The sequence below is a fragment of the Dyadobacter sp. HNCC25DJ187 genome (genome assembly GCF_056895255.1).
In genome coordinates this window covers 942,102-964,620 of the sequence record NZ_JBXHAT010000002.1, presented here as the reverse complement: position 1 = coordinate 964,620, position 22,519 = coordinate 942,102, and the positions used below count along the sequence as shown (strand labels likewise).

The 22,519-nt window shown below is 42.6% G+C and carries 14 protein-coding genes; 3 read left to right on the top strand and 11 right to left on the bottom strand.

What is annotated here, in order from left to right; genetic code table 11:
• Positions 1–151 precede the first annotated feature (151 nt).
• A complete protein-coding gene (locus AC1XUE_RS15040) occupies positions 152–1,573 on the top strand; it encodes a DUF4270 family protein (RefSeq protein ID WP_483356801.1) in 1,422 nt (473 codons plus the stop codon).
• Positions 1,574–1,636: 63 nt separating this feature from the next.
• Here the strand turns inward: AC1XUE_RS15040 and AC1XUE_RS15035 are convergent, their stop codons facing one another.
• From AC1XUE_RS15035 to AC1XUE_RS15010, 6 genes are all read right to left on the bottom strand, one after another.
• Positions 1,637–2,539, bottom strand: coding sequence for a bestrophin family protein (locus AC1XUE_RS15035; protein WP_483356800.1), 903 nt, complete (start codon positions 2,537–2,539; stop codon positions 1,637–1,639).
• Positions 2,540–2,675: 136 nt separating this feature from the next.
• Positions 2,676–5,834, bottom strand: a complete 3,159-nt coding sequence (locus AC1XUE_RS15030) for an efflux RND transporter permease subunit (protein WP_483356799.1) — start codon at positions 5,832–5,834, stop codon at positions 2,676–2,678.
• A 62-nt stretch (positions 5,835–5,896) separates the two neighbouring features.
• Positions 5,897–7,036, bottom strand: coding sequence for an efflux RND transporter periplasmic adaptor subunit (locus AC1XUE_RS15025; RefSeq protein ID WP_483356798.1), 1,140 nt, complete (start codon positions 7,034–7,036; stop codon positions 5,897–5,899).
• 22 nt (positions 7,037–7,058) lie between these two features.
• Positions 7,059–8,417 carry a TolC family protein gene (locus AC1XUE_RS15020; RefSeq protein ID WP_483356797.1) on the bottom strand — a complete coding sequence of 453 codons (1,359 nt, stop codon included), beginning with the start codon at positions 8,415–8,417 and terminating at the stop codon, positions 7,059–7,061.
• Between the two features lie 67 nt (positions 8,418–8,484).
• A complete protein-coding gene (locus AC1XUE_RS15015; RefSeq protein ID WP_483356796.1) occupies positions 8,485–9,138 on the bottom strand; it encodes a TetR/AcrR family transcriptional regulator in 654 nt (217 codons plus the stop codon).
• Positions 9,139–9,302: 164 nt separating this feature from the next.
• Positions 9,303–11,006: a sodium:solute symporter family protein gene (locus AC1XUE_RS15010; RefSeq protein WP_483356795.1), complete on the bottom strand. Its 1,704-nt coding sequence runs from the start codon at positions 11,004–11,006 to the stop codon at positions 9,303–9,305.
• A gap of 649 nt (positions 11,007–11,655) precedes the next feature.
• Between AC1XUE_RS15010 and AC1XUE_RS15005 the strand changes: the two genes are divergently transcribed.
• A complete protein-coding gene (locus tag AC1XUE_RS15005) occupies positions 11,656–13,317 on the top strand; it encodes a serine hydrolase (protein WP_483356794.1) in 1,662 nt (553 codons plus the stop codon).
• Positions 13,318–13,825: 508 nt separating this feature from the next.
• A complete protein-coding gene (locus AC1XUE_RS15000; RefSeq protein WP_483356793.1) occupies positions 13,826–14,659 on the top strand; it encodes a glycerophosphodiester phosphodiesterase family protein in 834 nt (277 codons plus the stop codon).
• A gap of 89 nt (positions 14,660–14,748) precedes the next feature.
• Here AC1XUE_RS15000 and AC1XUE_RS14995 read toward each other — a convergent pair whose 3' ends face one another.
• From AC1XUE_RS14995 to AC1XUE_RS14975, 5 genes are all read right to left on the bottom strand, one after another.
• Positions 14,749–17,844, bottom strand: coding sequence for an efflux RND transporter permease subunit (locus tag AC1XUE_RS14995; protein ID WP_483356792.1), 3,096 nt, complete (start codon positions 17,842–17,844; stop codon positions 14,749–14,751).
• A 10-nt stretch (positions 17,845–17,854) separates the two neighbouring features.
• Positions 17,855–18,952, bottom strand: coding sequence for an efflux RND transporter periplasmic adaptor subunit (locus tag AC1XUE_RS14990; RefSeq protein WP_483356791.1), 1,098 nt, complete (start codon positions 18,950–18,952; stop codon positions 17,855–17,857).
• A 32-nt stretch (positions 18,953–18,984) separates the two neighbouring features.
• Positions 18,985–20,283, bottom strand: coding sequence for a TolC family protein (locus AC1XUE_RS14985; RefSeq protein ID WP_483356790.1), 1,299 nt, complete (start codon positions 20,281–20,283; stop codon positions 18,985–18,987).
• A 111-nt stretch (positions 20,284–20,394) separates the two neighbouring features.
• Positions 20,395–21,747 (bottom strand): HAMP domain-containing sensor histidine kinase, encoded by a 1,353-nt coding sequence (locus AC1XUE_RS14980; protein ID WP_483356789.1) that lies wholly within the window; start codon positions 21,745–21,747, stop codon positions 20,395–20,397.
• A complete protein-coding gene (locus AC1XUE_RS14975; protein ID WP_483356788.1) occupies positions 21,744–22,424 on the bottom strand; it encodes a response regulator transcription factor in 681 nt (226 codons plus the stop codon). Before AC1XUE_RS14975 ends, AC1XUE_RS14980 begins: the two co-directional genes overlap by 4 nt.
• Positions 22,425–22,519 lie beyond the last annotated feature (95 nt).

Genomic DNA, 22,519 nt, shown 5'->3' with positions numbered 1-22,519 from the left:
ATACAGTGATACTTTTCCTCGAAATCATTAGCCTTTACGTTACTACCCGGTGTTTTGTTGCAGGTTCACAAATTATTAGGCTTAATAAATGAATCATGTTGCAATTACCGTTACATCTGATAATTTTGCACTTTTACTGTTCTTGCCTTAAATGAAATTTATTTCTTATTATTTCAAAACTTGTTCTCCAGCTGTTTCTAAATTTCTGGTAGCAACGGTAGTTGCCGTTTCCTTTGCTTCTTGCCAATGGGGAGACCAGGTGGATGCACTTGTTCAGCCAAATGTGGATGATTTTACAGCATTGTTTTCGGATACCAGCACAGTGATGCTGTCCACAGTTGCTACTGATTCGATGATGACGGGCTCTGCAAGCCGGCAACTTGTAGGCAGGTATACAGACCCTTATTTCGGGAAAGTACATGCTACTTCCTTTATCCAAGTAGGATTGGGAGGAAGCCTTAGTTCACTTTCAGTTCCCGAAACAGCAGTGTATGACTCACTTGCCTTGTCTCTTCGTTATGATGGATACTATTATGGTGATACCACAAAAGTAATGAACGTAACAGTGCACAGGCATTTGTCGGACATGATGGAGAAAACGATATATTACAATAACGACCAAACTCCTTACGAAAAAACGCCCATAGGCACCAAACGCTTTTACCCTAATCCAAGACCAGGTGCCGGAGCAATCGGCACGGCTACAGGAAGGACAGATCTTCATATCAAGCTGTCTGATGTTTTGGGAAAAGAGATTTTTGATATGGCCAAAGCCGGGAAGCTGACAAGCAATGCAGAATTTGTAAACCTTTTGAAGGGACTGACAATTTTGCCTGCAGCTACCGATAACAATGCAATCATAGGTTTTTTTACAAGTGGTACTGCACTTAAGCTTTATCATCATACGCCGGATGCGGTAGAAGGAATTGACAAGGATTCAATCTCTGTATCGCTGGTAGGTGTGTACAATAATACAGGTGCTGATCGGAAAGGAACCATTTTAGAAAAACTTCCTAATACTTACCGGATTGCATTACCTTCAGCACAGTCAGGTAATATGTCCTTTGTTCAGGCTGGAACGGGTATCATGACGCGCGTGGATTTGCCCTCTGTACGCCAGATGAAATATCAGCAGAATTATACTTTTGCAAATAGTGCGAACCTGATCTTGGAGCCGGTGCGAAATTCATTCAGTAGTGCCTATTACCTACCGCAGATATATGTGTATCTCTGTGATCGGAATAATGACTACATTCTTAGCGGAGGCCAACCTTTACCGGTTACCGATCTGGCAGGTAATGCAGTAGTAGCCCGTTTGGAAAACGATTTCATTAATGACAGGCAGTATTATACCATAGATATCAGTCAGTTTGTACGTACCATTATACAGAGCGATTCTGACCAGGGGATCGGGTTATTATTAAGAACTTCTCCCGCTACTTTAAGCAATAACGTTTATGATGTAAATACAGAATTTTCAAAAAGTTTCAGTAGGGCTGTATTCGCAAATCAATCGAATCCTCAAGGGAGATTAAAGCTGGAAATCAAATATACCAGCATCAATACAAACTAGGTTTACCGGAATGCATGCTGAGCTGAAGCGATCTGTAACTCATTGTTGCAGATCGCTTTTTTGTTACATAATAAAACCATTTTTAGGCAAAATCTTTTCCGGTATAATCGGATCTTCTATTAATTGCAGAATGTTGATCTCGATAGTACGGCATAAGGAGGTCATAGGTATATCATTCGGTACGTTTTCAAAAGGATTCTGCATGGTATAAGATATACTCTCAACATAAAAGAACAGAAAGGATATTACGAAGGTAATAGGAATGGCGATCCTGCCTATACTGTCAATCAGACCCATGGGCAGAATGATGGTAAACACAAATATGATCATATGCACAAAAAAGCTGTACTGGGTAGGGAATATCGTATTTTTGATCCTTTCACATTTTCCCATTGAATCACACAACCGCACGAAGGTATCGTCAAGGCTCTGAAACAATATGTGATCTATGTATCCGCCGTTGTACACCTCCGTCATTTTGGTTTGCATAAGGTGAATAATAGCGTTCGGAATATTGTCGTGTCCTTTGATGAAATTCATTTCAGCCTTTGTCAGATGCAGGCTGGCGTTTGGTAGTACTGGTTCTTTTCGTAAAGAATGATTGAGCGCGTAACACCAGGCAATTTGCAGATGTGCCAGGTTGTCAATAATTGCCTTTCTATCAGGGGTAGCAGGGCTTATGAAGGATATTCCCTGTCTTACCAATGTTCTGCTGTCGTTCACAATTGCTCCCCACACCTGACGTGCCTCCCACCATCTGTCGTAGGCCGAATTCGTCCGAAAGCCTAGTAGCAGCGAAAGCGCTGTTCCCACCACAGAGATAATGGAGATTGGAAATACAAGAAAGTGCCAATTCTGATATTGATAAAGGTAAAATACAATACCTGCATAACAGGTTACTGCCACTACTCCGAGCCAAAAGTGTTTAAGCAGTCGCCAAAGGGAAAAGACTTGCGTTACGTACATGTAAGTGGTGCTTATAAATTTTGAAATATTAAAGAGAATTAAAAATAATTGTACCAGATAGGCTATAAAACAACGAAGCGCGGAACAGTGGCTCCGCGCTTCGTTGAAAATACTTATGAACTCATTTTTTGACCTGTTAAATGAGTCTGGACTCTTTTTCTTCTTTTCTCATTTTCCCTTTATAAACAAACTTTTCTATAGCCACAAATAAAACCGGCACTACGAAAATAGCGAGGGAAGTCGCAGCTAACATACCTCCAAATACTGTCCAACCTATGGTTTTTCGTGATTCGGCTGCGGCGCCACTTGCGAAAGCCAGGGGAAGTACACCCAGTATAAATGCAAGCGAGGTCATGATGATCGGACGAAGACGTAGTCTTACCGCATCCAGTGTGGCGTCCACAATCGGCATACCGCCATCCACACGTTCCTTGGCAAATTCCACAATCAAAATCGCATTTTTGGCAGCAAGACCAATCAGCGTGATCAAACCGATCTGCGCATAAATGTTGTTTGACAAATTAGGAAGGAAAGTCAGTGTAAGGATAGATCCGAAGGCTCCGATTGGTACGGCAAAGAGTACAGAGAACGGAATAGACCAGCTCTCATATAACGCTGCCAGGAACAGGAATACGAAGACAATCGAGATCGCAAAAATAACAACTGTACTGTCACCCGCTTTGATCTCCTCACTACTCATACCCGAAAATTCATATCCGTATCCTGCTGGTAATGTTGTCGCTGCCACTTCTCTGAGTGCCTCAATGGCCTGTCCGGAGCTAAATCCAGGTTTTGGTGTTCCGTTGATTTCCACCGAACGATAAATGTTGTAGTGAGAAATCAATGCCGGGTTTTCTACCACTTTGGAAGTAATCAGAGCGCTGAGCGGAATCATATTGCCTTCGCGGTTACGGACATAAAACTTATTGACCTGCTCCAGGTTAGAACGGAAGCTGCTGTCAGCCTGTACCATAACACGGAAGTTTCTTCCATAAAGGTTAAAGTCATTCACGTAACTACTACCCAAAAGTGTTGATAAAGAAGAGAATACGTCATTTACCTGCACACCCAGCTTTTTGGTTTTATCCCTGTCCACATCGATCTGGTAACCAGGCGTACGTGCGTTAAAGAAGGTGTATGCCATTCCGATTTCAGGACGGGAATTCACAGCTCCAAGGAATTTCCGGGTTACAGCCTCAAACTGCTGTATATTATCAGTGCTAGTTGTTTGCTGTAACTGGAATGTAAATCCGGATGTATTACCAAGACCAGGGATCGCAGGTGGTGCAATGGCCATGACACGTGCCTCTTTCAGGTCTGCAGTTGCTTTCTGAATTTTCTGAATAACTGCCTGTACATGTTGTTCGGCTCCCTTTCTTTGAGACCAAGGATGTAAACTGATAAAAAGTGTACCTACATTGGATTTGTTTGAAAAGCTAATCGCGTTAAGGCCGGCAATACCACCCGCTACACGTACTTCAGGAATAGAAGTAACGCGTTTCATTACTTCTTTCATCATCGCAATGTTACGGGTAGTAGAAGTCGCTTCCTGCATCTCGTAAGTCACATACATACGTCCTTCATCTTCTACCGGTATAAATCCGGAAGGTTTGTTTTTAAATAAAAATACAAGACCAACGATCAGGCAGACCATCATAATCATTACATAAGGAGTGCCTTTGATCCATTTCGAAACACCTCTTGTATAGGAATTGGATAATCGGTCGAACCATTTATTGAAACGGTCAAAGAATTTTTCCAACATATTTTTCTTTTCACCAGCTCCTTTACTTGGTTTAAGCATAATGGTACACAAAGCCGGTGTAAGTGAGAGTGCTACAAACGCAGAAAGCAATACAGAAACGGCAATGGTGATTGCAAATTGCTGATAAAGGCGACCTACAATACCTGGTACGAAACTCACCGGAACGAATACCGCTGCGAGAATAAGCGCAATGGCGATTACCGGTCCGGAAATTTCTTTCATCGCTTTGACAGTCGCTTCACGTGCCGACATTCTGTGATGGTCAATATTATGCTGAACAGCTTCAACCACAACAATGGCATCATCCACCACAATACCAATGGCAAGTACGAAAGCAAACAAGGTCAGTGTATTAATGGTAAACCCAAACGGTATAAAGAATATAAACGTACCGATGAGAGATACCGGAATGGCAAGGATAGGAATAAGTGTAGCTCTCCAGTTTTGAAGAAACAGGAATACTACAATAATTACCAGAATCATTGCTTCTGCAAACGTATGAAGTACTTCCTCAATCGAAACCTTTACAACGGTAGCTGTTTCATTAGGTATCACGTAGTCGATATCTTTAGGGAAGGTCTTCTTCATTTCTGTAAGCGCCTTCATCACACCATCATAAGTTTCAAGTGCATTTGCACCCGGAGCCTGGTAAATCAGTACAAAGGCAGCCGGTTTTCCTTCAACGAATGCATTTACACCGTAATCAAACTTACCTAATTCGACACGGGCAATGTCTTTCAGGTATACCACACTTCCCTGTGCAGGAGAAGAGCGCACAACGATGTTCTCAAACTCTTCTTTTGTGTTCAGGCGGCTATTAGTCAGTACTGTATATTCAAAACTCTGCGTGTTAGGCTGAGGATTCCCACCCACTGTACCTGCCGCGATCTGAAGATTTTGTTCTGCAAGCGCAGCAGAAATATCGCCCGGCGTCATATTCATGCTTGCGAGTTTCTCAGGATTGAGCCAGATGCGCATCCCGAAGTCATCCGCACGCGAAACAATATCACCCACACCTTTCACCCGTTGCAAGGCATCTTTCACATAAATGTTTGCGAAGTTACCGATGAATTGTGCATCATGGGTTCCATTAGGAGAATACAGTGCAAGTACGACCATGATACTTGGCTGACGTTTTCTTACAGTAAGACCCAGCCGTTTTACCGCATCAGGAAGGGCGGGTTCAGCCACACTCACACGATTTTGCACGTCAAGTGCTGCAATGTTTACATCTGTTCCAACATCGAATACAACGTTAATGCTACTTTGTCCGCTACTGGTACTGTTACTGGACATATAACTCATGCCCGGTACACCATTCACCTGCGTTTCTATCGCGGTAGTTGTGGTTTGTTCAATCGTTTGAGCATCAGCTCCGGTAAAAGTTCCGGAAATAGTTACCGTAGGAGGGGTAACATCGGGATACTGCGCTACGGGCAGCGTTGTTAAGGCGATCAGCCCGACCAGCACTATTACAATCGACGAAACGATTGCGGTAATGGGTCGTTTAATAAAAATATCTGCAATCATTTGTTCAGTTATTTAGAGAATCATCAGGAATCAGGATGCAGTGCATCACAAAATCCTTATCATTATTTTGTTGCAGGAGCTCCGGCAGGGGCAGCTACAGGTTGTGTGTTAATAACAGCACCTTCACGCAGGTTCTGAACACCTTCTACCACGATTTTTTCACCTGGTTTCAAGCCCTCTTTTACGATGATATTCGAACCAATTGGCTGGCCAAGTGCCAGTTTACGCTGACTTACCTTGCTGCTGTCTCCTTCTACGTACACGAAGAATTCACCCAACTGCTCTGTAACTGCTTTGTAAGGAATCATTACCGCTTCGGTAGAAGCACTGTTCAGTACGCGAACGGTTCCTGTCATACCTGCACGAAGCGTATTTTCTTTATTCGGAAATACAAGTCTGGCTTTGATCGTACCTGTCTGAGGATCTACGGCACGGTCCAGTAACTGCAGTTTTCCAGGCTGCGGATAAATGTCTCTGCCAAATGCAAGTGTAAAAGTTGAGTCGGCTCCTTTGTTATTTTTGAGTAAATTGGAGAAGCGGTAAATTTCTTTCTGATCTACATTAAAATCAACGGCCAGCTGACCGTCAGAAGAAACGGTATTAAGTACAGTTTGTCCTGCCGTTACAGCTGCACCAACTTTTACAAGTGAAATACCGATGGTACCATCGAACGGAGCAAAAACTTTAGTATAGCGAACATTCGTAGATACTGCAGCTATGCTTGCTTTGGCTGCCTGTGCCTGTCTTTTTGCCACTTCCAGTGCCGCATCTGCATTGTCTACGAGTTGCTTGGCAACGGCGTCATTTTTGTCCAGCTCATGGTAGCGATCCGCATCCTTTTGAGCTTTTACTACATTCGCTTCCTGTACCGCAAGGTTGGCTACAGCTTGCTCATAATTGGCAGAATAAAGTTGTGCATCAATTGTATACAGTAATTGCCCTTTCTTTACACGCGCTCCATCCTGAAAATGTAAGCCAGTGATAAAACCTGTCACCTGAGGACGAAGTTCTACCTGGTTTAAGGCAGTGATGCTGGCGGGATACTCGTCGTGGTAAACAGCATCGGTTGCTTTTACCTCTTCCACTGTTACGTTAACAGCAGGAGGAGCCTGTTGCCCTGCCTGCTCTTCTTTTTTACCGCATGAGGCCAATACAAGTACTGAAAGTGTGGCTATATAATAAGCTGATTTATTTGAAAACATGTTACTAATAAGGTTTCGATAATTAATAGTTTAGCTGACCAAGTGCTCTTTGTACATCAATTTTGTTAGCAAGAACCTGATACAGGGCGTTGTAATAATTGATGCGGGCCAGTCGGAGATCCGTTTCAGAAGTGATTACTTCCAGATAGGTTTTAATACCGGATTTGTATTGCAGCTGAATCACATCATACACTTCCCTGGCCAAGTCTACATTTTCCTTTTGTGCCATCAGGTTCGTAAGACTTCCTTTGTAGTAACCCAGTGCGTTGGCATACTCTGAATTGACACTCATCTGAAGGTTTTTGATGTCCAGATCCGTTCGTTTAACCTGCCATTCGGCTGTATTAATATTGTACTTACGTTTTCCTCCCTGATACAACGGCAAAGCTAAAGTGACGTTAGCGAATGAGTTGGGGAAATTATTGGTGTACAAATCAGTCAAATTGTTGTTCAGATAGTTCAGGTTGTAAGCTCCGTTTAAAGAAACAGTCGGCAAGAAACTCCATTTGTTATATTGCAGATTCGCTTCCATCAGTCTTTTTTGGGTATTCAGCAACTGGTACTCGATCCGGGACGCGATTTGTGGATTCTGAACGGTGTCAAGCAATATGTCGCGCTCCATCTGTAAGCTGTCGTAGCTAATCTTCAAAGCCTGATCGGCAGGGTAACCCATCAGAGCTTTCAGATATTCAAGCTTACCTTTCAAAATTTCCTCATTACTGACCTTAGCGGCTTTGGTATTGTTCAGCGAGATCGTAGCCCGTTTGTAGTCAATCTTATCTGCAATACCGGATTTGTACTGATTCTCCGCATCTTTCAGGCTTCTTTCTAATCGCTGAATATCTTCGGTAGATACCTCTATCTGTTGCGTTGTAGCCAGCACATCATAAAACGCTTTGGACACATTCACTGCCAGGTCAATTTTATTGGCTGTTGTCGTTTGACTGGCTTGGGTGCGTACATCAGCTCTGGTTCTTTTTGCCAGCAGTACGTCTCTGTTGAACAGTGCCTGACTGAGTGTAAACTGAGCCGCAGATGTATTCGCTACCCCTAATTTTACAGGATTTCCGGCAATAATGTTGGTTTGTACAATGAAGGCATGCTGTAGATTGTAAGCAAAGTTGATTTGCGGATACCAGTCAGCCAATTTGCTTTTAATTGTATTTTCGGTGATCTTTTCGTCAATTAAAGATTGCTGGATCAGAGGCTGATTCTTTATTGCATACTGAATCACTTCTTCAAGTGTAGCATTGTTAATGGTATTTTGTCCACTGGGTGGATTACCTTGCGACTGGGCAAAAACGAGTGCTTGTCCGGGGAAAAGCATTGATACAAAAATTGCTAAAAGTCGTATCCTTTTAGCCTTCAATTTAAAATCCATGAAAAGGAGTTTTTTATTTTAGATAATGATTTATGGTGTTAGGTCTGGTGAAGACAGCGTAGCAGGATTAACTCGTTACAGGGGCGTTTAATTCCGGTTTGATCATTTCCTGAAATATTTTTCTGAAATGGCCTTTTAGTTTTTCAATCATATGCACTTCTTGTTCCTCTTCTGATAAATCCTGAATGCCGTATACAGTACAATAGTATGACTTGGTACTAAGTAGTTGATTGACAGTTCCGAATAGAGTGGTAGAAAGCATAGGAACATCGACCTCGCTCCGAAATACCCCTAGCTTTTGTCCTTCATGAATGATGCTCTCCATTGCTCGAAGGTTCTTTAATTTCAACTCTGTTAATAGCTCGGATATAACTGGTGTTCGCCGGTCCGGGGAAAGTTGCTCACGAAGCAGAACATTGTGAAAGCACTGTTTCTCAAATATTCTGTTGATCATACCGTCGACCATCAGGTTGACACGCTGCATAGGAGATAGCCCCAAATCGCGTAGCAGTTCATCCAGCCGGGCGCCAAATTCACGGGCCCGCACTTCAAAAAGTGCTTCTATGAGTTTCTCTTTTGAACCAAAATAATAGGAAATCATAGACACATTAATATCTGCTTCCTGCGAAATGTCACGAACTGAGGTGCCAGAAAATCCCTTCGCAGCAAAAAGTCGTTCGGCTACGCTAATAATCTGTAATTGTTTTTGATTGTATTCCATTTTTTACACTGATAGCATAACGAGAATATTTCATGCAGAATTTGGAATGGCAAAGGTAGGCTTAAGTTTGACATAATCAAACGTTTGTTTGATTATGTCAAACGATTATTTGATTTCTATAATAAATTGTTGTTTTTGTGAAAGTTGTTTAACAGCACATGACTTTAATCAAGTGCCTGACTGACTTTCAACTGTGGCCAGATGGTTTCAATAATCCAAGCAAAGGTGATGACAAGAACACAGCCGATCAGATTAAGCCAGAGGAATGCGGTGAGTTCAAGATTATAGCTGATGATCACGAAGATTTCACCAATAATGCTTCCCCAGAACACAGCGCGGCCGCCAATCTTCTTAAAGTAAAAAGCAACTAGGAAAATACCTAGTATTACACCATAAAATAATGATCCTAAGATATTTACAGCCTCAATCATACTTCCCAGACGAGAAGCATACTGCGCCACTGCAATACAAAAAATACCCCAAAAAAATGTGGCCCATCGGGAAGCGGCTACATAATTTCCTGCATCATCATCTTTTCGGTACATCCGTTTGTAGATATCTACTACAGAACATGAAGCAAGGGAATTGTAAGCTGATGCCACCGAACCCATTGATGCCAGCAGAATGACAGCAATCAGAAGTCCTACCATTCCCACAGGAAGGTAATCGATTACAAATCGGAGGAAAATATAGTTGACGTCATTGACATCACTACCATTCGCTTTGGTGAGTATAATTCCTGCTTCTTTACGGATTTCAGTCACCTTATCTTCAGAGGCAGTAAGCGTCGATCGGAGCTGGTCAATCTGAGGTTGGTCATCATTTTTAACTGCTTTTGTCAGAGACATCACCTGCTGGTGTTTCGACTCCTGGATCAGGTTGTGGCGATTTTCAAGTTCTTTATACTGAGAAGCATATTCCGTATTTCTGACCTTATCTACGGCGGTTTGGTTAAAGAACAAGGGAGGGGTAGTAAACTGATAAAAGGCAAAGACCAGAATACCTACCAGTAAAATGAGAAACTGCATTGGAATTTTGAGTAAACCGTTCATAGCAAGCCCCAGTTTACTTTGTCCCTCAGAACTCCCTGTCAGGAAACGTCCAACCTGCGATTGATCCGTACCGAAATAGGATAACTGCAGAAAAAAACCACCTATCAATCCTGACCATACATTATAACGATTGTTAAGGTCAAAAGTAAAGTCGATCACATTGGTTCTGCCCATTTTTCCTGCAACATGTAAGGCATCCGTGAACGAAACACTTTCAGGAAGCTGATGTACTACCATGTATCCGGCCACAACCATCCCGATGGTAATGATCGTCATTTGCTGCATGTGCGTATGCGAAACAGCGCCTGAACCGCCTGTGATGGTGTATATCATCACAATACCGCCGGAAATGATATTGGTTAAGGTAATGTCCCAACCCAGTATCGTCGACAGTATCAGAGAAGGTGCATAGATAGATAAACCGGTTGATAAACCTCTTTGCAACAGGAAAAGGAAGGAGGTGAGCGTTCGTGTACGGAGGTCGAAGCGGGTTTCTAAAAATTCGTATGCAGTAAATATTTTTAGCTTATGGAATTTTGGAACAAAGGTTATACAAAGCACAACCATAGCGAGCGGAAGTCCGAAATAAAACTGAACAAACCGCATTCCGTCTGTATATGCCTGACCCGGAACGGAGAGGAAGGTAATGGCACTGGCCTGTGTGGCCATCAGAGATAACGTTACGTGATACCAGGGTAGGGACTGTCCTGCCAGCAGGAATGAGTTCATCGTATGTTTTTCGCGGCTACGATAGATTCCGTATGCAACTACAAATATTAGAGTAAGGCCAAGTACAATCCAATCAAGATAATTCATAAAGGTTTAGCGCAATGCAAAAGGGCGTTTTTTAGGATTTTAGGATAGTTTTATAGTAATATCGGTCACTAACCAATTATACAAATTCAGGTAATTCCACCAGGTTTTCCTGCTTGACTGATTTCACAGAACATCAGGAGAATCGGTTTTTTTGTTGCTAAACCTGATATTGATAATTGTAAAAATAGGAAAGTAAAGCTTAACTTTAGTATTCTGGTGTATCAGACCAACAAGTAGGCTGGTTTGACTAAGAAATTAGTGTGTGCGGATATAAGTTTGAAACTTACAACCAGCAGATTCAGCATTCATTACCTTTTATAGGGATTTATTCAACCTCAAATATTCACAGTGCCGCCACTTACGTATATAAATAACCCTTCTTGAAATGGAACGTTCGTAACGGGCGGAGCGTATATAAAAGTTTACCTTTATGGGAAAGAGGCTGAGGCCTATGAACACCATCTGTACATAACTACCCAGTAAAAATTCTCAGTGGATTTTAACAATACGCAGAAGCATGTACGACTTAGTTATGGCTTGGAAGAATGCAAACTTGACGTGTCGGGCAATCTCTATGCAACCTTTAACTCGATTCCGGAATCTGATGTTCGGGTACTTTTACCTCAGTTAATTACCATAAACGTATAGCATGCAGCTGATCAAATCCTGTCCTTATCTGATTCTTTTTACATGTATGTTGATAGCTTTTAATGCAAGCGGTCAGCCGGATTCACTTATTCAAAAAATTGACAGTATTTTTAAAACGTATAATAAGATGGACCGCCCCGGCTGTGCAGTATCTATTATCAGAAATGACACAGTGCTATTGAGTAAAGGCTTTGGAATGGCCAATTTTGAATATGAGGTGCAAATCAAGCCATCCACAGTCTTCGATATTGCATCAGTTTCCAAGCAATTTACAGGTTACGCAATTTCCAGGTTGATTCAGGATGGTAAGATTGCTGCCAGCGATGATATCCGCAAGTATCTGCCCGAAGTCCCTTTTTTTGGCAAGGCCATTACTATTGATCATTTGCTACACCATTCGAGTGGTTTGAGAGATTGGCCGGAAGCACTGGTATTGGCAGGATGGCGTTGGGATGAAGTTTTTTCTTTTGATGACATTATGCGAATGGTAAAAGCACAAAAGGAACTGGATTTTGTGCCTGGTAGCAAGTACTCTTATTCCAATACGGGATATAATCTGCTTGCAGCGATTGTCGAAAAAGTGAGTGGTGTATCGTTCAGCTCATGGACTGATCAAAACATTTTTAAGCCGTTGCAGATGAGTTCGTCAGGATTTCAGGATGATTATAATGTGGTCATTAAAAACCTTGCATATTCCTATGGACCAATGGACAAAAGCTTTGGAAAGATTCCTGGAGCTCTTACAGCATATGGCTCCAGTTCTCTTTTTTCAACCGTGGAAGATCTGAGTAAGTGGGTGATTCATTTTGACAGACAGGTTAAACTGAAGAACCCGGTATATCTGAATATGCTCACTGAGGGAGTATTAAATAACAAAGATAACATTCCTTATAACTATGGCCTTGCACTCGGTACTGATCGAGGTCTTAAACACATATCGCATAGCGGTAGCTGGGCTGGCTACAGGAGCATTATTTCAAATTATCCTGAACAATCGACGTCCATTATTATTCTGAGTAATTCGGCTGACTTTGACCCTGGTCGGTATGCATCTGAGATTGCAGATCTTTTTTTTAATAGTGAATGGAAAACCGCATTACCAACTGCGAATCCAATACGGGATACGCCAACAATTTTTCTGGACTCATTATTGGTAAAACAGTACGTTGGAACCTATTTGCTCAGGCCCGGAAAGCTGATAACGATTACCTATGAAGATGGGAAATTAATGACGCAGGCGACCGGTGAATCAAAGTTTCCAACCGAAGCCAAGTCGGATTCGACAGTCTGGATTGAAGCCTATGGAGCGCCTTTAACGTTTGTGAGGAGTAAAGCAGGAAAGATTACCATGTTCAGATACAGAAATCTTAACGTTGAAAGAGTTACGCCATGGGTTGCTGACCTGAGGACTTTCTCAGAGTATATCGGAACTTATTACAGCGAGGAATTAGCATCTGAATATAAAATTGACTTAAAGGAAGGCAAGTTGGAATTAAGTCACCGCCGTGGGGGAGAAACGCTGCTATCACCTGATCCATCGCTACCGGATCTTTTCTCCTGCGATCTGGGCTACATTCAGTTTACAAGAGGCGCTCAGAGGAAAATGAACGGCTACAAGTTTTCCGGAAGCCGTATAAAAAATATTTCCTTCAAAAAACGGTAAAAAACCGCAACAAGATGTCTAAAAAGTGAATTTTTATAAGCACATTACTGGTATCTGATCATGAAAAGGTAAAAGAAAACGATCAGGAAAATCAGAGTGCCGATCAGTAGCATATATAGTTGACGCCAGTTTTTGGCAAATGGAGGTAACCCATCACGATCCTGCGGCTTGGTTGAGTTTTCATTTATCATGAGTCAGGGGAGGGATCTGTAGCAGATCTGTTAAAAAAGTGATACTACAAAAATAGAACGGTTCTATGACAGTTTTAGCATACTATATGGTGAGCTATTATTAATTTAATCGTAATAAAGCGGAAAGGTATACAGATAGTTGTTTTTTGTAAGTTTGAAATGCTAACTAACCATTCCAAAGTAAGATCATTTATCCGGATTGTAAGTTTGGGTTAATGTGTTGATTATACAATAATGATATACAATTTCTCGTGAATCAAAAAGAAAACTACTGGTTTCCCAAGATACTGTTCATATGGTGTTTTTCATTGCCTTGCATGGCACAAACACATGTGGTTCGGTTGGATAAGGCGTCTGATCTGCATCAATTCTTTAGATATGACGGTAAACGTCCTGTCATTATATCCGGTCACAGAGGAGGTATTGTACCGGGTTTTCCCGAGAATTCTATCGCAACATTCGAAAATACACTGAACCATACGCCGGCATTTTTTGAAATAGATCCACGCCTGACAAAAGATAGCGTGATCGTACTGATGCATGATGCCACGCTGGAGCGTACGACAACCGGTCAAGGAAAACTTTCAGAGTATACCTATAAAGAACTTTCAGATATTCGCCTGAAGGATTCGGAAGGAAACGTCACACCCTACAGTATCCTGACACTGTCGGAGGTGATCGAATGGGCAAGAGGGAAAACAATCCTGAATCTGGATCACAAAGATGTTCCGCTTGCCATGACCGCAGCATTGATCCGAAAGCATCATGCAGAAGCATTTGTAATGCTGACTGTCCATAGTCCGCAGGAAGCAAGATTTTACCTGAATGAAAATAAAGGAAGCATGTTTTCAGCTTTTATCAAAAACAAAAATGACTTTGATGCATATGTGAATGCAAATATTCCTTTCACGCAAATGATCGCGTATATCGGCCCGACAGTGAAGCCGGAGAATAAAGAGTTATATCAATGGCTGAATGCCAGAGGAACGATGTGTATGATTTCTGCGGCTTCTTCATATGACAAATTAAAAGATGCTCAGCAACGTATGGAAGCATATCAGGCTATTGCCGCGGATGGTGCAGGCATATTGGAATCCGATTATCCCATCGAGGCGGCAAATGCATTGAGAGGATTGAAAGGGAAGGATTAACAATACGATAGGATAGGGCAAAAATGACAAAACCCGGCTACTACTTTATAAGTAGCCGGGCTTTTGGTTTTAGTTGTTGATGTAATATTTTAGGAAGTTTTGTCAACCTTACGATAGGCCCAGTAGAATATTTGTGGTAGTACGGTAAATGACAGAAACATACAGATCAGCAAACCACCTACAATCATAATAGCGAGTGGCTTTTGGATTTCAGAGCCCATTCCGTTTGATAATGCAGCAGGAAGCAGTCCGAGTGAACCCATCAGTGCAATCATGGTAACAGGGCGGATCCTGCCGTAAATACCATCTGATATAGCCTGTTTCAATGGCATTTTTTTCAGCAGGTTATCCTTCATGACGTGTACAAGTATGATCCCGTCTATGGTACAGACCCCAAACAGAATGATAAAGCCGATACCTGCCGATATACCAAAAATAGTACCGGTAATCCAAAGTGACAGAAATCCTCCAATAAATGCAAAAGGGATGGTGATCAGTGAGATAGCAGTATCTTTGGCGTTTCCAAAATTGACATACAATAAGAAAATGATCATGATCAGTGCCGCCGGAATAATGACCGTAAGCTGAGCTGTTGCCCGTTCCTTACTTTCAAATTCACCGGCCCAGACTACCTTGCTGGTCTCGGGGAATTCGACGTTCTCTTTCACCATTTTCTGTGCTTCCGCAATGGTACTGCCTAAGTCCCTGCCATCAATACTGAACCCAATACCGATGTAGCGGCTACTACCTTCACGGTAAATAAATGCCGGGCCGGTTTTAGTCCCGATTCTGGCGATTTCTTTTAAGGGAACTTCATGGTTGTCGAGTGAGGGAATGAGGATATTACCAATCTCCTCCTCGGTATCACGGTATTCTTTCTGATAACGTATTGTGATGTCAAACATGCGGTCGTTTTCATAAAAAACCGATGCCGCCTTACCTCCGATGGTCATTTCAATCACGGCCTGTGCATCGGCCATTGATACACCATGACGTGCCATCCTGGCTTCGTCCAGTTGTATTGCAAGTTCGGGAATACCAATGTTGCGGTACACCAGTACGTCAGCAATACCCTGCACTTTTTGCAGATTATCAGCCACCTGATCGGCCAGGTTTTCCATATCCTGTAAATCTTCACCAAAGATTTTTACCACCAAAGAACTCTTTACACCTGCGACGTATTCTTCTACGTTATCCTGAATCGGCTGGCTGAACCCAAGCGAAATACCCGGATAAGAAGACAGCACTTCTTTCATTTCCCGGAGTAGTTCCTCCTTGGTAATATGTCTTTTCCATTCACCTTCGGGCTTTAGCTGAATATGGAATTCATTGTTGAAAAAACCGGTTGGATCGGTTCCGTCATTGGGCCGGCCGGTTTGGTTCATGACAAATTTTACCTCCTCAAAAGACCTGAGTGTATCGCGTAACGCATTTCCTGTGCGAACGGATTGTTCCAGATTGATACTGTTTGGCAGTGTTGCCCGGACATAAATAGCACCTTCATTAAGCTTGGGAATGAACTCTGTGCCGTAGTTCATAAATTTGAATATACATACTGCGAACAAAACACCAAAGGAAACCATGACCAGTTTTCTGTGCCGATCACTCCACTGATATAACTTGAAGATGTTGTTGCGAAAGAAATTAACGATCGGGTTATTGACTTCCTTAATTTTTCCTTTCAGCAATACCTTACACATGGCAGGTACAAAAGTAAGACTTAGTATCAACGAGCCAATCAACGCGTAACCTAACGTAAATGCCAAAGGTGCAAACATTTTTCCCTCTACTTTCTGGAAAGAGAATATGGGTAGCAATGCAATAATCAGGATGATCTGGGCAAAGAAAATATGCGAAGCTACGTTTTTTACGCTACGCTTCATCAGACCCAGTTTGGACATTTTACTAAACCTTTCAGCGCCAAGTCTGACGGAGTTTTTTTCAAGATCTACATATATCTTTTCCACAATCACCATGGTCCCCTCCAAAAGCAAACCAAAATCAATTGCTCCTAGGGAAATCAGGTTAGCCGGTAACCCTTGAATACGCAGCATCGTTATGGCAAACAGAAATGATAGCGGAATCACCAGCGCAACCGTAAGGGTAGTGCGCCAGTTGAATAGAAAAACAAACACAATCACCGAGACGAGTACAATTCCCTCTGCCAGGTTATGCGTTACTGTATTGACAGTGGCGTCTACCAGTTCTGTCCGGTCAATGACCGGTACTATTTTTACATCAGCTGGAAGTATACGTGTGTTGAGGTCATCGATTGTTTTGCGAAGCCTGACAATGACATCGCTCGGATTTTCACCACGCAGCATCACCACTATACCTTCTACCAGATCATTTTTTTCATCCAGACCAACCTGGCCCAGGCGGGGTTTAGCGGTAATGTTTACCTCTGCCACCTGCTTTACATGAACGGGTGTCGAGCCTTTTACATTAATTAATATGTTCTCAATATCCTGAGTACTTTCCAGCAGTCCGACACCACGCACTACATACGCCTGGTCACCCTTCTGAATTACATCACCCCCAACATTGATATTGCTCTTTTCAACGGCTTCGTATACATCCAAGGGTGTAAGGTTATATTGTGCCAAAAGTGCGGGATTTACCCTTACTTCATAGATCTTTTCCTCCCCTCCAAAGCTCGCAACAGTAGCCACGCCGGGAACCGCCACCAACTCACGTTCAATCACCCATTCCTGTAGCGCCGTTAATTCTTTTACCGGTTTATTGCTTTGCAAAACATATCGGAAAATCTCTCCGGTCGCTCCATACGGAGGTTCTATCTCCGCCTCCGCGCCTTTTGGTAAGTCAATGTTTCTAAGCCTGGTGGATGCGTATTGCTGTGCATAAAAATCCTCCACGTTATCTTCAAACAAAACTGTTACCACCGACAACCCGAATAGGGAAATGGAACGAACCTCGCTTTTTTTAGGAATCGTATTCATTTCCTTCATCACTGGCAGCGTAATGAACTTCTCAATCTCTTCCGCGCTACGACCAGGCCACTGCGTGATGATGCGGGCACGGGTATTGGTTACGTCCGGAAATGCTTCAATAGGGGTATGGATATAACTCACCACCCCGACCACGGCCAGGACGGCCGTCATAAAGAATATCAGCATCGTGTTTTTTAGCGAAAAAGCAACGATGCTCTGTGTTAATTTTTGCATGGGATTAGAATTATTTACCCGAATCGATTATTTCGGAAAAAAGTAGCAGTTGATTGTCTGTCACCACTTTTTCGCCGGCTACAATACTGTCTTTGATGAACACCCGGTCGTTGTCCTTTGCATGGATGGTGACCTTGCGTGCCTCCAGTGACAAATCCGCCTTTTGAATCAGCAGATAATTTTCATTGTTATAAAAAATAAGTGCTTTGGCAGGAACGCCTATAGCTTCACCGGTTGCGTCTTTTCTCACTACTGCTTCAATGGCAAGTCCTGGCTTCAATTTGAGATCTTTATTCGGCATACGGATACGTGCCTTCAGTACACGCTCTTGCGGATCAAAAACCTGAGAAATTTCTGAAATGACTCCGTCGAAGGTTTCGTCAGGGTAGGCTTTTGATTTGATCACTGCCTTCATTCCTTTTTTGACAAAAGGCAGATCTACCGCGTATACATTCGTGGTGATCCATACATCAGAAAGATCCGAGATGGTAAACAGATCAGAATCGCTGCCGCTGATCTGCGTACCTGTGGAGATATTGCTTTCTACCACATAACCGCTTACCGGTGCTTTGATCTGGAATACACCGTTTTCACTGCTGGCATTGTAGAGTAACAGATTTGAATCAATCTTATCGATTTCGGCACCGATCACATCAACTTCACTCTGTGCTTCTATCAGCTCTTTTTCTGAACCGATCCGGTCTTTGAACATCTCTTCTGCCAGTGCCTGCGCTCTTTTGGCGACAGTCAGCCGTGATGCCAGCGTCCGTTTCTGAGAAGTCAGTTCTGTTAATTCACTGCTTCTTATTTCAGCCAGAACTTGTCCTTTTGAGACTTTGTCTCCAAGTGAAAAATTGGTTTTGGTGATCAGTCCGTTGACAAGACTGGCATACCGTACTACCTGATTGGGATTGTATTCAATTTGCCCGTTCAGTCGGATCGATTGGGTAATCGGCTCAGATACTGTAGTATAAGTGACAATCTTGGTCAGATTGATGGCTCTCTTTTCAGCCGGTGTGGCTTGTTCCTTTTCTTCAGCTTTGTAGCAGGAGCTTATGGTAACGGCGGCAAATAGTGCCACCGGAATAAAATGTGTTAGTTTTAACATTTGTGTTGGCTTTCGAATGATAGTGGCAGTTTTTATATGTCGGTTCCCACTGCGCGGTTCAGGTTTTCCCAGCTTTCTGCCAGTTGACGTTGCGTGCTCAGTAGGGTACGTTTGTTGGCCAGGTAGGCATCAAAAAAATCGAGATATTCCACCATATTGATGCGGCGCTCTGAAAAGTAGCGCGTATAGTTGTTGAATACCTCATCCAGATCTTCTGCGTAGCCCGCTTCAATTCCCTGGTAAGCACCTAAATCTGTCTTCAGATTTCTGAACGCTTCGCCCACTTCGCTCTCAATACTTCGGATCTTTTGATTCGCAAGTACCTGTGATTTTTCAATGCCAATCTTACTTTCCTGAATAGCGCCCTGGTTGCGGTTAAAAATGGGCAAAGGCATGCTCACACTGAAACCAATAAAATTGCGAAGGAAGTTACCGCCACGGTCATAGTTGGCACCCAAAGTCAAATCCGGCTTTCTGTTGGCCAGTTCCAGCTCATGATTTTGTCTGGCAAATGTCATCTCCAGTTCACTGATCTTTGCATCAGGGCGTTGGTTCACAGCCGTTTCTATGAGCTGCGCAAAAGACAGTGACTGTAATCTCTCCAGGGCAGGGACTGGTAGGGTTGCGTCGGCCATGATATAACTGCTGGCAGGAATGTGAAGTAAGACGATCAGTTCTTTCTGAATCGCAGTAATCTCTTTTTTAGTCTCAATGATCTGTTGTCCTAATTCCAGTTTAAGCGCCTTGAGTCTGAATAAGTCTGGCTTTTTGAGATCTCCCGCGGCATATTGTCTTTCGTAGGAGGCAACCAGCTTTCTTAATGCGTCGTTTTGTATATCGAGAGTCTGAGCGTAAGACTGATGATAGGAAAGTGCTGTCAGGTTGTTGCGCAGATCTGTCTTCAGATTTCTGATCAGTTCTGTGAAGTATTCCAGCGCCATGTCGCGAGACAGGCTTTCCAGGGCAACGCGTTTTTTTCGCTTACCACCGGTCTCGATCAATTGCTCCAGCTCGGCCGCGATTTGTCTGTTTTTACCAAAGTTGCCGGCAATAGGGGGGAGTGATTCTCCAGATGACAATTGCCCTTTGGTAGCCCAAAGATTCAGTTCTGAGACGCTGAATTCCGGATTAGGCCATAGCCGTGCCTGGATGATTGCCGCCTCAGACTGTCGTATGCTGAGTTTTTGAGCAACCAGGTCAAGGTTGTTGTTTAAAAATAATGCTTCGGCTTCTTTCGTGGTAAGTCGCAAGGTATCTTCCTGCGTTTGCTGGGCAATAGAGGAACAAATACTGACGAGGAGAAAGAAGCCTAATGAAATATATTGTTTCACCAGGTTCTGTTTTTGTTGTGATTACAAAATTAGAACCGGTACATTAGAGGATTCTTCGAGGTAAATTATAATAAACTCACGAATACATTAAAAAAACATAAGAGCCTAGATTCAGAATAGCAGGGAAATCTCAGTTCCTATCTCTTTCTGTGAATGTATAGCGATCTGAATGCCATGGTTGGTCAGGATTTTATGTGCAATAGCCATTCCAAGTCCGTTTCCGTGCACGCCAGCCACATTGTTGCCCCTGTAAAAAGGTTCGAAAATATGTATAAGATCCTCGGACGAAATACCAATCCCTTCATCTTTGATAATCAGGCGAATCCTGTTCGCAATTTTATCAAGGGTAACGTTAACTGGTTTGCAGGAAGAGAACTTGGCTGCATTTTCTGTGAGGTTATAAATAGCCATATACAGCTGTGTTTTAACACAATCGAAATCAAGCAGCGCGGTGTCCTGATCGGATAGCTCCCAATGCAGATTTACCTTCGTTTCAGGGTAATCGATCGCTAGTCGGTCAAGTACTTCCCAGAGAATCTCGTCGATACGTTCAGGCTGAAGTAACTGTTTTTTATCCTGTTCCAGGCCGGACAGTACAAGCAGGTTCTGAAGAATATTTTCCAGCCTGCCTGCATCGGATAGCACACTGCTGCTCACTTGCTGGTATTCAATAACCGGCCTCTCTTTTTGCAATAAAACTTCCAGATTTCCGACGATAGATGCCAGTGGACTTTTCAATTCGTGGGATGCGTGACTGATGAAGTTTTTCTGTATCTGCACATTCTGATACACTTTTTCGAGCATCGCATTGAATTCTTTGAACAGGTCTTCGAGCTCATCTCGGGTCTCGGGATAGGAGAGTTTATGACGTTGCCCGGTCATATCTATCTTTTTTACCTGATCAATAATTTCTCTGACGGGAGAGTAAGCTATTTTGGAAAGCGAGTAGCTTAACGCTACAATCACCACCATTCCAATAAGTAATGCTATTAATAATATTTTAACAAATTCGGCTTTCTGAGCTTTGAGTGCAGGATTATTCGCTTTAATGATCACGCTGAAAGATCCCTGATTATCGCGGTAATAGATCGCGTAGTAAAACGAATCGTCAACCTTGAAACTGTATTGACTTTTAGCCCTGATCGTTTTTAGTATTTTAAGTGTAATGTTGCTGTCTGGGTCGGCTTCTCCGTAATGAATTTTACCTTGTTTGTCATAAAGTCGTATTTCCTGATTGGCAGTAGCAGTCAGAAATTTCTTTTCGATTTTACGGTATTCGTTCGTGCTCAGTTCATCTTCTTCCAGATAAAACAGAGCTGTTAACGAAGCAGTTCTGGATAATTCAGCGAAAAATACATTCTCAGCTGATTTGACAAAATTGAGATAGATCAGAATCGAAGATATCGTAAATACCAACCCGAAAACCAATGAGGAGTTCAGTGTCAGTTTGTGCTGAATTTTCATGGATTATCTGAGATCATATAGCCACGACCTTTCAAAGTCCGGATGAGTTTCTGATCAAAATCATTGTCGACTTTATTTCTCAGGTAGGAAATGTAAACATCAACAACGTTGGTATATGTGTCCATATTCGTGTTCCATACGCTGCTCAGAATCTGGGTACGGGTAATGATCTTGTTTTTGTTTTCAAGGAAAAATACTAATAATTTAAATTCCTTAGCCGACAATTGAATAGGGCGTCCGGCACGCTCAACCAGGCTCGATTCCATATTCACTTCCAGATCGGCGCATTTAAGAATCTGATCTCTGGAATAATGTAGTTCGTATCTGCGGCGCAGCGCATTGATACGGGAGAGCAGCTCAGGAAAATGAATGGGTTTGACAAGGTAATCATCCGCTCCCAGATCCAGTGCTTTAATTTTGTCTTCAGACTCACCCAAAGCACTTAGCATCAGCATGGGTGTATCGAGCTTTTTGTAACGAATTAATTGTGCGAGTTGCAAACCGTCCATATCCGGTAGCATAACATCCAGAATAAACAAGTCCCAGGTTTGGCCAAGGATTTTGTCACGTGCTTCATATCCGTTACCGGCCAGTTCTACCTGATAGCCCGCTTCTGATAATCCTTTCAGTAAAAAACTGCTGATACGAACGTCATCTTCTACAACTAATATCTTCATATGTGTTTGTTAATTCACTGCTGTTGCCGATCCTTAAATGTTGCTGTAATTATCGGAACGTGCTCAAGCTTTTCAGTGATTTGATCTGGTCTGCT

What these genes read in the sequence shown, in the direction of transcription:
- AC1XUE_RS14975 (WP_483356788.1), bottom strand. Translation starts at nt 22,424, where the DNA reads ATGAAGATATTAGTTGTAGAAGATGACGTTCGTATCAGCAGTTTTTTA.
- AC1XUE_RS15005 (WP_483356794.1), top strand. Translation starts at nt 11,656, where the DNA reads ATGCAGCTGATCAAATCCTGTCCTTATCTGATTCTTTTTACATGTATG.
- AC1XUE_RS14995 (WP_483356792.1), bottom strand. Translation starts at nt 17,844, where the DNA reads ATGCAAAAATTAACACAGAGCATCGTTGCTTTTTCGCTAAAAAACACG.
- AC1XUE_RS15010 (WP_483356795.1), bottom strand. Translation starts at nt 11,006, where the DNA reads ATGAATTATCTTGATTGGATTGTACTTGGCCTTACTCTAATATTTGTA.
- AC1XUE_RS15030 (WP_483356799.1), bottom strand. Translation starts at nt 5,834, where the DNA reads ATGATTGCAGATATTTTTATTAAACGACCCATTACCGCAATCGTTTCG.
- AC1XUE_RS15020 (WP_483356797.1), bottom strand. Translation starts at nt 8,417, where the DNA reads ATGGATTTTAAATTGAAGGCTAAAAGGATACGACTTTTAGCAATTTTT.
- AC1XUE_RS15025 (WP_483356798.1), bottom strand. Translation starts at nt 7,036, where the DNA reads ATGTTTTCAAATAAATCAGCTTATTATATAGCCACACTTTCAGTACTT.
- AC1XUE_RS15000 (WP_483356793.1), top strand. Translation starts at nt 13,826, where the DNA reads ATGGCACAAACACATGTGGTTCGGTTGGATAAGGCGTCTGATCTGCAT.
- AC1XUE_RS15035 (WP_483356800.1), bottom strand. Translation starts at nt 2,539, where the DNA reads ATGTACGTAACGCAAGTCTTTTCCCTTTGGCGACTGCTTAAACACTTT.
- AC1XUE_RS15015 (WP_483356796.1), bottom strand. Translation starts at nt 9,138, where the DNA reads ATGGAATACAATCAAAAACAATTACAGATTATTAGCGTAGCCGAACGA.
- AC1XUE_RS15040 (WP_483356801.1), top strand. Translation starts at nt 152, where the DNA reads ATGAAATTTATTTCTTATTATTTCAAAACTTGTTCTCCAGCTGTTTCT.
- AC1XUE_RS14980 (WP_483356789.1), bottom strand. Translation starts at nt 21,747, where the DNA reads ATGAAAATTCAGCACAAACTGACACTGAACTCCTCATTGGTTTTCGGG.
- AC1XUE_RS14990 (WP_483356791.1), bottom strand. Translation starts at nt 18,952, where the DNA reads ATGTTAAAACTAACACATTTTATTCCGGTGGCACTATTTGCCGCCGTT.